Genomic DNA, 12259 nt, shown 5'->3' on the forward strand with positions numbered 1-12259 from the left:
AAAATTAAACCGGAAACAATGTGCGATCCTGTTTTCGCCTGTTGGCCCGGATGACCAAATGATCAGGCCAAAATGGTGGTGAACTCGCCGCTGCCGGGCTACAATCAATATCATGACAACCAGCCGAAACCGTGTTCTGACCGCATTAAGTCACCGGCAGCCTGACCGTACGCCGGTTGACCTGTTGGCCGTCCCATCCATCTGGGACAAATTGATGGCACATTTTAATGTGCACAACCGCGAGGAAGTCCTCCGGGCTTTGCAGGTGGATTGCCGCCGGGTTTCTTATGATTCATATGCCATTCCGCCGGAGCGGGTAACCGCCGGCGGGGTGGTTGACTGGACGGACCATCCGGCCTGTACCACCACGGAGCGGGTCTACCGGCTGCGAAAAAATGACCGTCTGATGGACATCTGGGGTGCCTGCCGCCGGTTGGCGGAGAATCCATTCGGTGTCTATGAGGAACTGGCGGAATATCCGCTTGCCAAAGCTGATTCGATTGCGGATCTGGCCGCCTATGAATGGCCGTCGCCGGATTGGTTTGATTTTTCGGGATTATCGGCGGAAATTAAAGAGCTGGACTCTGCCGGGGAAGTTCACATCCGCTACCGTATCGGTTCACTGTTTGAGACCGCCTGGTCACTGCGCGGATTCGAGCAAACACTGATAGACCTGGCGGAATCACCCGACATACCGGGTTATTTGATGGACCGCATTCTCGAAGTGCATCTGGCCAACCTGGATGCTGCTGTCAGGGCATCTGGCGGCCGGCTGGATATGGTGTACTACTACGATGACCTGGCCAGTATGGAAAACCTGCTGATGAGTCCGGCGGCCTACCGGCGGATCATTAAACCCCGGCAGGAAAAACTGCTTGAGGCGGCGCGGTCATACAACCTGCCGGTGATGTACCATTGCGACGGCTCTATCATCAAGCTGATTCCTGACCTGATAGATCTGGGAGTTACGCTGTTGAATCCCATTCAGGTAAATGCCAGAGATATGTCTGCCGCCAGCCTCAAGGAAAAGTTTGGCGACAGGCTCAGTTTTCACGGCGGGGTGGATATTGTCAACCTGCTGCCAAAGGGGACGGTTGAGGATGTGCGGCAGGGTGTGAAAGACCTGGTGAACATCCTCGGGCATGACGGAGGCTACATTCTGGCGCCTTCACATCACCTGCAGGGTGATACTCCGCTGGAAAATGTTCTGGCCATGTATGATCCTTCCCTGCGGTAAGGCGGGGCAGGGAGAATCTTGTTTCCTGTACAATAGAACCGGACAAACCGGTTCTATTGTTTTTTCTGCAAAATCTGTTCCACAACCGGGATCAGTTTTTCTTCGATTTCTTTCTCACTGAACAGGTTATTGATCAGCACATAGGGTGTGCCGTTTTTATCCAGCGATGATTCGAAGGCTGGCGTGGTGACGATCAAGTCGCTGAAATTGGCGATCCCTCGGCCGGTTTGCAGGTCTGCCTGTTCATATTCGAAATCGCGTTCATTATAGCCGTGGCGGGCGAGAACTCTCTCAATCCCCATCTTTACCAGTAAACTGCTGCCGACACCCATACCGCACATGCATACGATCTTCATACCAGTGTCCTCTTTTCTACCAAATAACTGTGAATAAGATGATGTTCTGATATTGCGTATAGACACTAAGTAACAAATACATGTTGCTTTATTCATTATAGGAATAAACGAAGAGATGAAAGTCACAGAAACATCACCCGGCAACTTAAATTTCATGGATATTTGTTACACTGGATATTATTGAATGGTCTGATCAGACGGGCGGTTGCGGTACAATTTTGTCATAATTATTGGATTTGCATCAAAATGATTCATCGGGGAGATAACCATGCAGCTACATGTGGTCGGGGGATTTCTGGGAAGCGGCAAATCGACAGCCATTGCTACGGCCTGCAAATCGCTGGCCGCCCGCAAATTGACGGCCGGTGTGATCACCAATGACCAGGGGAAATACCTGGTGGATACCGCCTTCTATGACATGCTGAAAATCCCGGCCGTGCAGGTAACCGGCGGTTGTTTTTGCTGCAACTATGATGACCTGAACAGCAAGCTCGACCGTCTGGTTCACACCGTGCAGCCTGATGTGGTCTTTGCCGAAGCGGTGGGTTCCTGTGCCGATGTGGTGGCCACGGTGATCAAACCCTTGCATGAGCTGGAAAAAACCATCGGCAGCAAGGCTACCTACTCGGTGTTCGCTGATACACGCCTTTGCTCCGATTGGCTGGACGGCCGTGAAACTCCATTCAGCGAGCCGGTCATGTACCTTTACAGCAAACAGATCGAAGAAGCCGGATTGCTGGTGTTGAACAAACGCAATCTGGTGTCACCGGAGAAAGCCCGTTTGACGATGGAGGCAGCCCGCAGTCGATTCCCGGGGAAATCCATCCGCCTCCAGAATTCGCTGGACCTGCTGCAAGTGGATGCCTGGCTGGACGAACTATCCAACCAGGCACGGCAAGGCATAGCCCCGGCTTCCCTGCAGATTGACTACAACCGTTATGCCGCCAGTCTGACGGCGATTGGCTGGCTTGACAGCCGGCTGCAAATTTCAATGACGTCGTATACAGACCTGCGTCAGTTGATGGTGGACTGGGTGGCGGGCTTGAACCGTGAATTGCATAACCATTCCATCGGGGTGGGGCATATTAAGATTATGTTGAAGTGCGGCCACACGGAATCAAGGGTCAGCCTGACGGCCGGTGATACGGCAGGTTGGCGGGCGCAGATCCCCGATATGCACGGCAAAGAGCTGAATCTCCTCCTTAATGCACGCGCTGAAACCGATCCGGCGCTGCTGCGGGAACTGGTCATCCGGTCTCTGGAAGCGGCGGTGAATGGAAAGGGGCAGGTGCAGGAAAAAGACACTGAAGCCTTCACCCTTCCGTACCCCAAACCGAAACGCCGGGTGCCGTAATTTCTGGAAGTGGTTTCCAGAGCGAATCTACGGGATCCGGTTTTATGGGGAGAGAAAAATGACACAAAAAACGGCATTTGAAAAGTTCGCCCCGGCAATACTACAGGTCTTTCATCGCAACAGGGAAGCCTTCTGGGCGGCCATCATGGCGCCTTTCCTGGTCAATCAAACCACGTTTGTATCCTGGCTGCAGAATGCGAGAGTGGATATCGGGCTTCTCTCTGCATTCAAGGGGTTGGATGATCAGGCAAAACAGGTATTGCGTGATTTTAGCGCCCCGCTCGGGTTGGATGTGACAACGTGGGAGAGTAACCGACTCCAATATTTCAAAGATGCCTATCCCGTGTTTGCCTTTCTGGCGGTGTGGATGGACGAAGAAGGGCTTGATGAGCTGCTGGAAAATTTTGTCGATATTTTACGTGCCGGTGTCTATGCTGTAGCCGGTTATGGCATCCTGGATGTCAATGTAGACAGCCGGTCTCCCTCACCGGTGGAAATTCTGACGGCTCAGGCTCTGATTTCGGAATATGAAACCCTGGCCTTGCGAATCTTTGGAATTTCTCGTGTGAATCTGGATATCATGCAGCGAATGCGCACACTTTTCCTGGAAGCAGAGATCAGGGAAAAATCCATGCGAGGTGTGGCCAGTCCATATCGTTTGGACAAACCGGAAGAACTTGGAGCCAAAGGCGCCAATTCTGTCACCCCTTTTATGCTCAGCCTGGAGAGACTTGGCAAAGCCGCTCTGGTGGATGATTACTGGGAAGTATTTTTACTCTTTGGCGCGGCAATTCAGATGATTGATGACTGGAATGATCTGGAAGATGATCTGGCAAACGGGCATTATTCCTATGTGACGCTGGGGGTTGAATACCTCAATCTTCACGATGATCCCGGAAAAACCGCCCGGATTCTTCGGGAAGATCAAAAGCACATTCGAGACACCTACACCTGCAGCAAAGAAATGATCGCCCGAGCCCGGTTAATTCTGGACCGGTTGAAGGATCCATGCCTTGTCAGGTTTGTTGATGTAACAGAAGCGCGGCTTGATGTTTTCTTTCAAAAAGAGCTGAAGATGGCCTGAAGGTTTATTCGAGCGATCTTAACCGGTATCCCACGCCCAGTTCCGTGAGGATGTATTCGGGTTTTGAGGGATTGCTTTCCAGTTTTCGACGCAAGTTGGCAATATTCACCCGCAGGAGCCGGTCTTCATCTTCATAGGCGGTTCCCCAGACCTGTGTGATGAGCTGCCGGTGGGTCATCACTTTGCCTGAATTTTGTGCGAGGGTTTTAAGAAGGTCAAATTCGGTGGGAGTCAGGGTGATATCCTGACCCGCGAGGTTCACCCGGTGACGTGCCAAATCGATCTGTAAACCGCCGACCGAATAGGTGGATGTTCCCTCCGGGGTGACAACCCGGCGCATCACCACGCGGATGCGTGCCATGAGTTCCCCCACGCCAAAAGGTTTGGTCAGATAATCGTCAGCGCCAGCATCCAGCGCCTGAACCTTGTCCTGTTCCTGATTGCGCACCGATAAGATAATGATGGGTATCTGGCTCCATTCCCGCAGCCGCCGCGTTACCTCCACACCATCCAAATCTGGCAAACCGAGATCGAGAATTAGAAGATCCGGTCGACGGTTCACGACCATTTCAATGGCGTCTTGACCGCAGTTGGCTTCGAAAATGGTATTTCCATGGGCCGATAAGGTTGCCCTGAGGAACCTTCGGATTTCAATTTCATCATCAACTATCAGAATTCGCAGGCTGTCTGTCATTCGTAAAGAACTCCCTGCCAGCTCATTATGTTAAAGGAAGAGAAATGGTGACCGTCAATCCTCCTCCGGGATTATTCTTTGCCCATATTCTACCCTGATGGGCTTCCACAATTCCCTTGCAGATGGAAAGACCCAACCCGGTTCCTGTGGATGTCCCGGTGGTGCTGCCCCGATAGAACTTATCGAAGATTTTTTCCCGTTCTTCTTCTGGAACACCTGCACCGTGATCCACAACATTGATTCTGACATAATTGCTATCGTGTTCACAGAGAATGGAAATAGGTCTTTCGGGCGGGGAAAACTTATCCGCATTATCCAGCAGGTTGACCAAAGCCTGTCCAATGAGCACCATATCCATGTGAATGACCGGAAAATTTTCAGGGATCTGAATGTCAATCTGGCGATTTTTCAGCCTGTTTTCCATCTGGTTGAGAACGGCACCTATTAAATCCTGCACATCCACCGGGCTGCGGTTCAGTTTGACGGTGCCGGATTGGAGACGGGTCATATCCAGCAGATTGCCCACCAGTCGGTTCAACTGCCGGGTCTGGCCGGCAGCGGATCGAATCAGTTCAATCCGGGTATCCCGGTTCATCTTATCGCCGTTTTCATCATTTTCATCATCTTCAAGGCTGGTCAATACACCCATGATCGAAGCCAGAGGAGTGCGAAGTTCATGTGAGATCGAGTTTAACAGGGCAGATTGCAGGCGTTCTGTAGCTCTTAACGATTCAGTCTGGCTGGCTTGATCGGCAAAAATGGCCCGCTCTACAGCCAGCGCTGCCAGGTTGGTGAAATTTTCCAGCAGCATCCGATCGTTGGAGAAAACCTTATGGTTGTGGTTCAGGGGTTTTAATCCCAGCACACCCACTATACCGCGCGAGGTTATCAATGGCAGGCAGCGAATCGTGGAAGCGGGCAGGGTATCCGTTCCCATCCCGGCTACCCGCCTGTTTTGATACGTCCATCGGGCTACGGCATTTTCATTCTGCTCCAGTACGAAATCCGTGGAAGCCTTTTTAATCTGCAGAGATGTTTCATCAGGAAGAAGGATGACGACACTACAATCAAAGGTCTGACTGAGCTTCTTCTCGACGATATTCAAAACACCATCAAGGTTTACGGCTGCCGTGAGTTCTTTGCTCATGGCGTTGATCGCCTGGGCATTTCTTTCCCGTTTGCGGAGCTGGTCAACCTGATCGCGCACCTGGGAGCCAAACGAACTGATAATGAGGCCTACGCTTAGCAGACCCACAAACGTTACGATATATTCGGTATCCGTTACCGCAAAACTGAACTGGGGGTGAATAAAAAAGAAGTCAAATGTCAGAACGCTGACCAGCGAAGCCAGAATGGATGGGCCCCTGCCCCAGTACAGAGCTGATATCACCACCGATGCCAGGTAAAACATGACCAGATTGGTGGGCTCCAGCTCTTTGAAAAACATCGCGTTGACCGCTGTTACCATCCCTACCAGCAAAATGCTTTTCAGGTAATTTTCCCATTTCCATCGAAAGAAATTCGTCGACGGGGTGAATGAGACGGGTTCACTATGTTCTTCGCTGATCACATAGATATCAATTGTGCCGCTTTCCCGGATGATCTGGTCAACCACTGAACCGCCGCGAAGAATTTCAAACCAACGGGGACGCAACGGTTTCCCGGCGATAATTTTAGTGATGTTATTGGCTTTGGCAAAATCAACAACCGCCCGGGCTACTGTTGTCCCGAAGAGATATTCAATGCGGGCTCCCAATTGTTCCGCCAGACTGAGATTTCGAATAATACGGTCATGGTTCTCTGCTGGCATATGGGTATGACCCGGGGTTTCAACGAAGGCGACAATCCATTCGGCATCCAGATCATCTGAGAGTTTGCGTCCGGCGCGGATAAGGCGTTCACCCAGCGGATGAGAGCTGATGCACACCAGAATGCGGTCTCCGGCCGGCCAGGGGCCGGAGATGGACTCGTCGCGCATATAGGTGCGCATCTGGTTGTCAACCCGCTCGGCCGCCCGGCGCAGGCTGATCTCACGCAGAGCGGTCAGGTTACCTTTGCGGAAAAATTTCTCGATGGCGCGGCTGGCCTGCTCAGGGATATAGACTTTCCCTTCCTTCAGCCGCTGTATCAATTCATCGGGAGGGAGGTCGATCACCTCTATCTCATTGGCTTCGTCCAGCAGACTATCCGGAACTGTTTCACGCACGGTCACGCCGGTGATCTGACGGACAATATCATTCATACTCTCAAAGTGCTGGACGTTAACGGATGTATAAACATCAATCCCGGCGGAGAGCAATTCTTCTACATCATTATGTCGTTTGGGATGACGCGAACCAGTCACATTGGTATGGGCGAGTTCGTCCACAATCACCAACTGCGGTTTGCGTTCCAGAATGGCATCGAGGTCCATTTCTGTGAGACGTGTACCGTGGTAGTTGATCTGTTTTCTCGGGATGACCTCCAACCCTGCGAGCCGGGCTTCCGTATCCTTGCGTCCGTGGGTTTCCACCAGCCCGATGACAACATCAATGTTCTGTTCTTTTCTCTGTTGAGCGGCTTCCAGCATGGCAAAGGTTTTTCCCACACCGGCGGCATACCCCAGGAAAATCTTCAATTTTCCTGAAGCTTTTTGTTGTTCTTCGGATTGTATTTTTGCCAGAAGCGCGTCTGGATCAGGCCGTTCGTTTTCGTTCATGGGTTTATTTCAATGCATCCAAAGCCAGGTTCAATTGCAGTACATTTACCCGCGGTTCTCCCAAAAGGTAAAAATCGCGGTTTTCAATATGACTATACACCAGATTGCGGACCTGTTCTTCCGTCAACCCGCGGGCGCGAGCCACCCGGCTCACCTGAATTAATGCCGCCGCCGGAGAAATATGCGGGTCAAGACCGCTGGCCGAAGATGTGAGCATATCCATGGGGACAGACAGGCTGATTGACCCGTTTCCGTCCTCAAGATCCATCAAGTGCTGGCTGGCGGCTTCCTTTAGTTTCGGGTTAAGGGCGCTCCAGTTGGATCCGCCGGATGCCCCGGCATTGTATGGACTGCCTTCGGTCGAAGATGGGCGGCTCCAGAAATATGCCGGGCCTGTGAAGGATTGCCCGATATTCTGCAGTCCGATGGTTTCACCACCGGCTGTTTTAACCGGGCTTCCGTTGGATTGCCAGGGGAAAACCACCTGTGCGATTCCCGTGATCAAAGCCGGATAGACCAACCCCGTCAGGATTGCAAAGGATAAGAGGAATACGAGGGATTGTTTGACAATTCGCCAGTTCATTTTGAAATTTTCTCCTTCCCCTGCCGGGAAGAAAATTGGTTTTCTTTCTCCAGAGCTCTCTGCAAATTGAGCCTGAAAATATGCCTGTCCCAGTAAATTACCCACAGGCAGGTGGACAGAAGGACAGCAGCCTGAATGAATAGATGGGATTGGTTGGAAATCGTTAAAAAATGCTCCCAATACTCCAGACCGGCCACAGCAGGAATGGTCATCCAGAACATACATTTGGAGATAAACAGCTGGAGTTTCATGATGTGTCCTGCCGATCAGTGAATACCCAATAAGACCAGGAAAAGGTCAATCAATTTGATACCGATAAACGGAGCAATGATGCCGCCCAGACCATAGATCAACAGATTGTCTCGCAACAACTTTGCCGCACCAACAGCCCGATAAGGGATCCCTTTCAGAGCCAGCGGGATCAACAACACAATGATGATGGCATTGAAAATCACGGCAGAGAGTATGGCGTTATACGGGGAAGACAGACCGATAAAATTCAATATTCCGAGCTGCGGGTAGGTGTTGGCAAAAGCTGCCGGGATAATGGCAAAGTATTTGGCGATATCATTGGATATGCTGAACGTGGTCAATGAACCGCGGGTCATCAGCAGCTGCTTGCCGATCTCAACAATCTCAATCAACTTGGTCGGGTTGGATTCCAGGTCGATCATATTGGCGGCTTCGCGGGCAGGTTGCGTGCCGGTATTCATGGCCACAGCCACATCTGCCTGGGCCAGTGCGGGGGCATCGTTGGTGCCGTCACCGGTCATGGCTACCAGACGGCCGTCTGCCTGATATTCGCGGATCAATTTCAGCTTGTTTTCCGGGGTGGCCTGCGCCAGAAAATCATCCACCCCGGCTTCGGCGGCAATGGCGGCAGCTGTCAACGGGTTATCGCCAGTGATCATCACCGTCTTGATTCCCATCTTGCGCAACTGGGCAAAACGTTCTTTCAACCCGCCTTTGACAATATCTTTCAAATGGATCACTCCCAAAGGTCTTTCATTTTTAGTGACTACAAGGGGAGTTCCACCCGCATGGGCAATTTCTTCCACAATGGTTTTAAGATCCGCAGGGACGGATCCTCCATTAGTTTCCAGCAGATCGAACATGGTATCGGGGGCGCCCTTGCGAATGCGGGTATGGTCGAGGTCAACGCCGCTCATGCGGGTTTGTGCTGAGAATAGCATGAATTTCATGCCTTCAGGGTATTCACCTGAAGAAGAAAAAGTGCGTCCACGCATATTGAATCGCTCTTTTGCCAGAATGACCACACTGCGGCCTTCAGGAGTCTCATCGGCGAGTGATGCCAGTTGGGCGGCTTCTGCCAGTTCCACTTCCTTTACACCGTGCACAGGCAGGAATTCAACCGCCTGACGGTTTCCCAGGGTGATGGTTCCAGTCTTATCCAGAAGGAGAACATCAATATCACCGGCTGCCTCCACAGCCCGGCCGGAAAGGGCAATCACATTCCGCTGGATCAGGCGGTCCATCCCGGCGATGCCAATGGATGAAATCAATCCACCGATCGTGGTGGGGATCAGGCAAACGAGCAGGGCGATCAGGATGGTGATGGAAATCGGGCTGCCCTGACCCGCCTGATTGACGCTGTAAATTGAGAAAGGCAGCAGTGTGGCGCAGACGACCAGAAAGATGATGGTGAACGAGGCCAGCAGAATATTCAGGGCGATTTCGTTCGGTGTTTTCGATCGTTTTGCGCCTTCCACCAGGTTGATCATCTTGTCCAAAAAACCTTCACCGGGGTCGGAGGTCACTTTGACAACCAGCCAGTCAGAAAGCAGTCGGGTGCCACCGGTCACTGCCGAGCGGTCACCGCCGGCTTCACGGATCACCGGGGCGGATTCTCCGGTGACGGCGCTTTCATCCACCGATGCGATCCCCAGAACAATTTCACCGTCTGATGGAAGAATATCGCCGGTTTCGACCAGATACATGTCACCGCGGCGCAGTTTTGTGGAAACGGTCAGAGAAAAATCCTGCGGTTTGGTCTGTCCTTTGGGAAGACTGGAAAGTCGCTTTGCCTGTGTGTCTTGCCGTGTTTTCCTTAAGGCTTCAGCCTGGGCTTTCCCCCGGCCTTCCGCCAGCGCTTCCGAGAAGTTGGCAAACAGAACAGTGAACCACAACCAGGCGGCGATTGTACCGATGAACCAGGCCGGAGCTTCCCCCCTGGCAGATAACGCCTGCAACCACAGGAGGGTGGTGATGAGGCTGCCGATTTCGACGATGAACATAACCGGGTTATGGATCATGCGTAAAGGGTTCAGTTTGATAAACGCATCAAAGACAGCCTGCTGGATGAGACCGGGCATGTGTTTCTTTGATATATGAAGGGTTGCTGTGGGTTTCATTACATACCTGCCATCATGATGTGCTCAATGATCGGACCGATCGCCAGAGCAGGGAGAAAGTTCAAAGCACCCACCACCAGAACAATGAGCACAAGCCAGATGATGAACAACGGGGATGTGGTGGGCAGTGTTCCGGCTCCCACCGGGACTTTTTTCTTTTCTGCCAGTGAACCGGCCAGGGCAAGGGTGGGTAGAATCAACCAGAATCGGGAAGCAAACATGATGAAAGCCCCGGCCAGGTTATAGAAAGGTGAATTGGCGGATATTCCGGCAAATGCCGATCCGTTGTTATTCCCCATTGACGAAAAGGCATACAGCACCTGACTGAATCCGTGCGGCCCGGGGTTGGTGATGCCAGACAGGCCGGCTTGAGTTGAAACTGCCAACGCTGTAAGTGAAAGTACCAGAAGCGGCATGATCAAGATGAGAAGGGCGGCCATTTTCATTTCAAATGGCTCAATCTTTTTGCCCAGATACTCGGGTGTGCGCCCCACCATCAGACCGGCAATGAATACAGCCACCAGCACAAAAACCAGCATACCGTATAATCCGGAGCCAATTCCACCGGGAGCAACTTCACCCAGCTCCATCAAAACCAGGGCAGCCATTCCACCCAGCGGCGTGTAGGAATCATGCAGACTGATCACAGCCCCGGATGAGGTGGATGTGGTCAATGTGGTAAACAGGGATGATGTGGCCACGCCAAAACGGACTTCCTTGCCTTCCATATTCCCGGCAGGTGCCGCCGGTGTGGAACTGGTTGGGGCTGCCAGGTGTTGGAGGATCGGGTTTCCAGCAGATTCACTGGCATAGGCCAACCCGGTGAAGGGGAGCAGCAAGATCAACATAACGATTAAAATTGCCCAACCCTGACGGGTATCTCCAATCAGCCTGCCAAATATATAGGTCAACGAGAACGGGATGACCGTCTCTGCCAGCATGAGCAGCAGATTTGACATCGGAGAGGGATTTTCAAACGGATGGGCGGCATTTGCATTGTAGTAACCACCGCCATTGGTACCCAGATGTTTAATGGCAATCTGAGAGGCTACCGGACCGGCTGGTATGGATTGCGTCGCGTGGTTTTCGAGCGTGGTGAACAAAATGGAAGGCTGCAGAGTCTGTACACTGCCCAGCCCGACCAGGCACAGGCTCAGTACGATGGAAAGAGGCAGCAGCACATAAAGAACACTGCGGGTCAGGTCTACCCAGAAATTGCCCAGCAGACTGGTCTGCCGGCGGGTAAATCCCCGGATAAACGCCAGCAGAACGGCCATCCCTGTGGCTGCCGATAGAAAATTCTGAACGGTCAGCCCGATTGTCTGAGAAAAGATCCCCAGGGTTGATTCGCCCGAATACGATTGCCAGTTCGTGTTGGTGACAAAACTGACGGCTGTGTTAAAGGCCAGGTCAGGGGAGAGCGGCTCTGGGACACCAAGGGAGACTGGAAGAAGATGTTGAATTCGCAAGATAACATAAAGAAAGATAATCCCGGCAATATTGAAAACCAGAACACTCTTGCCATATTCTTTCCAATCCATTTCGTTTTCTACGGAAACATCGGCTAACCGGTAAAAAAAAGCTTCAACCGGCCGGATCACCGGCGAGAGAAGGTTTTTTTCACCTGAAAATACCCGCGCCAGGTAGATCCCCACCGGTTTCACCAGCAGGATCACAAGGATAAAATACAATAAGATTTGCTGCCAGCCGATGAAAGTCATTAGAAAATCTCCGGTTTGAGCAGGGCGATAAAGAGATACACCAGGGCAGCGGCCACGATAATGCCAATAATCCAGTACATCATTTTGTGTCCTTCAATTTTTCCAATAAACGGAAAAAGGCAACTGTGAGAAAAAGAATAGAAAGAAAAAAACCCAGGAT

11 protein-coding genes are annotated in these 12259 nt (G+C 51.9%); 3 read left to right on the plus strand and 8 right to left on the minus strand.

Annotation, left to right across the window (positions count from 1 at the left end; genetic code table 11):
* The first annotated feature begins 112 nt into the window (after positions 1-112).
* The gene (locus tag LTAR_RS14675; RefSeq protein ID WP_062423028.1) at positions 113-1237 is read left to right on the plus strand and encodes a uroporphyrinogen decarboxylase family protein; all 1125 of its coding nucleotides are present in this window, start codon (positions 113-115) and stop codon (positions 1235-1237) included.
* Positions 1238-1290: 53 nt separating this feature from the next.
* On the opposite strand, the gene LTAR_RS16925 is transcribed toward LTAR_RS14675, so the two are convergent.
* A complete protein-coding gene (locus LTAR_RS16925) occupies positions 1291-1593 on the minus strand; it encodes a PTS sugar transporter subunit IIB (protein WP_158423452.1) in 303 nt (100 codons plus the stop codon).
* 268 nt (positions 1594-1861) lie between these two features.
* Between LTAR_RS16925 and LTAR_RS14685 the strand changes: the two genes are divergently transcribed.
* Both LTAR_RS14685 and LTAR_RS14690 read left to right on the plus strand, forming a co-directional pair.
* The gene (locus LTAR_RS14685; protein WP_062423030.1) at positions 1862-2947 is read left to right on the plus strand and encodes a GTP-binding protein; all 1086 of its coding nucleotides are present in this window, start codon (positions 1862-1864) and stop codon (positions 2945-2947) included.
* A 58-nt stretch (positions 2948-3005) separates the two neighbouring features.
* Positions 3006-4031 carry a hypothetical protein gene (locus LTAR_RS14690; protein ID WP_062423031.1) on the plus strand — a complete coding sequence of 342 codons (1026 nt, stop codon included), beginning with the start codon at positions 3006-3008 and terminating at the stop codon, positions 4029-4031.
* A 4-nt stretch (positions 4032-4035) separates the two neighbouring features.
* Here the strand turns inward: LTAR_RS14690 and LTAR_RS14695 are convergent, their stop codons facing one another.
* Genes LTAR_RS14695 through LTAR_RS17660 form a run of 7 tightly spaced genes read right to left on the minus strand, consistent with a single transcriptional unit; the run spans position 4036 to position 12182 of the window.
* Positions 4036-4725, minus strand: coding sequence for a response regulator (locus tag LTAR_RS14695; RefSeq protein ID WP_062423032.1), 690 nt, complete (start codon positions 4723-4725; stop codon positions 4036-4038).
* Between the two features lie 25 nt (positions 4726-4750).
* Entirely contained in the window at positions 4751-7423 is a 2673-nt protein-coding gene (locus LTAR_RS14700) for a DUF4118 domain-containing protein (protein ID WP_062423033.1), read from the minus strand.
* 4 nt (positions 7424-7427) lie between these two features.
* Complete coding sequence (gene kdpC / locus LTAR_RS14705) at positions 7428-8006, minus strand: potassium-transporting ATPase subunit KdpC (RefSeq protein WP_062423034.1); 579 nt, start codon at positions 8004-8006, stop codon at positions 7428-7430.
* On the minus strand, positions 8003-8257 hold the full coding sequence (locus LTAR_RS14710; protein WP_062423035.1) for a hypothetical protein: 255 nt from the start codon (positions 8255-8257) through the stop codon (positions 8003-8005). The genes kdpC and LTAR_RS14710 overlap by 4 nt, the downstream gene beginning before the upstream one ends.
* 15 nt (positions 8258-8272) lie before the next feature.
* Positions 8273-10378, minus strand: a complete 2106-nt coding sequence (kdpB, locus tag LTAR_RS14715) for a potassium-transporting ATPase subunit KdpB (RefSeq protein WP_062423036.1) — start codon at positions 10376-10378, stop codon at positions 8273-8275.
* Positions 10378-12099: a potassium-transporting ATPase subunit KdpA gene (gene kdpA / locus LTAR_RS14720; RefSeq protein WP_062423037.1), complete on the minus strand. Its 1722-nt coding sequence runs from the start codon at positions 12097-12099 to the stop codon at positions 10378-10380. Before kdpA ends, kdpB begins: the two co-directional genes overlap by 1 nt.
* Positions 12099-12182 (minus strand): potassium-transporting ATPase subunit F, encoded by an 84-nt coding sequence (locus LTAR_RS17660; RefSeq protein ID WP_139044594.1) that lies wholly within the window; start codon positions 12180-12182, stop codon positions 12099-12101. The genes kdpA and LTAR_RS17660 overlap by 1 nt, the downstream gene beginning before the upstream one ends.
* Positions 12183-12259 lie beyond the last annotated feature (77 nt).

Source organism: Leptolinea tardivitalis (assembly GCF_001050275.1).
GTDB classification, from domain to species: Bacteria; Chloroflexota; Anaerolineae; order Anaerolineales; family Anaerolineaceae; genus Leptolinea; species Leptolinea tardivitalis.

Bases quoted from the DNA above. Each gene is read 5' to 3' on its own strand.
- LTAR_RS14700 (WP_062423033.1), bottom strand. From the start codon at position 7,423: ATGAACGAAAACGAACGGCCTGATCCAGACGCGCTTCTGGCAAAAATA.
- LTAR_RS17660 (WP_139044594.1), bottom strand. From the start codon at position 12,182: ATGATGTACTGGATTATTGGCATTATCGTGGCCGCTGCCCTGGTGTAT.
- LTAR_RS16925 (WP_158423452.1), bottom strand. From the start codon at position 1,593: ATGAAGATCGTATGCATGTGCGGTATGGGTGTCGGCAGCAGTTTACTG.
- kdpB (WP_062423036.1), bottom strand. From the start codon at position 10,378: ATGAAACCCACAGCAACCCTTCATATATCAAAGAAACACATGCCCGGT.
- kdpA (WP_062423037.1), bottom strand. From the start codon at position 12,099: ATGACTTTCATCGGCTGGCAGCAAATCTTATTGTATTTTATCCTTGTG.
- LTAR_RS14675 (WP_062423028.1), top strand. From the start codon at position 113: ATGACAACCAGCCGAAACCGTGTTCTGACCGCATTAAGTCACCGGCAG.
- kdpC (WP_062423034.1), bottom strand. From the start codon at position 8,006: ATGAACTGGCGAATTGTCAAACAATCCCTCGTATTCCTCTTATCCTTT.
- LTAR_RS14695 (WP_062423032.1), bottom strand. From the start codon at position 4,725: ATGACAGACAGCCTGCGAATTCTGATAGTTGATGATGAAATTGAAATC.
- LTAR_RS14690 (WP_062423031.1), top strand. From the start codon at position 3,006: ATGACACAAAAAACGGCATTTGAAAAGTTCGCCCCGGCAATACTACAG.
- LTAR_RS14685 (WP_062423030.1), top strand. From the start codon at position 1,862: ATGCAGCTACATGTGGTCGGGGGATTTCTGGGAAGCGGCAAATCGACA.
- LTAR_RS14710 (WP_062423035.1), bottom strand. From the start codon at position 8,257: ATGAAACTCCAGCTGTTTATCTCCAAATGTATGTTCTGGATGACCATT.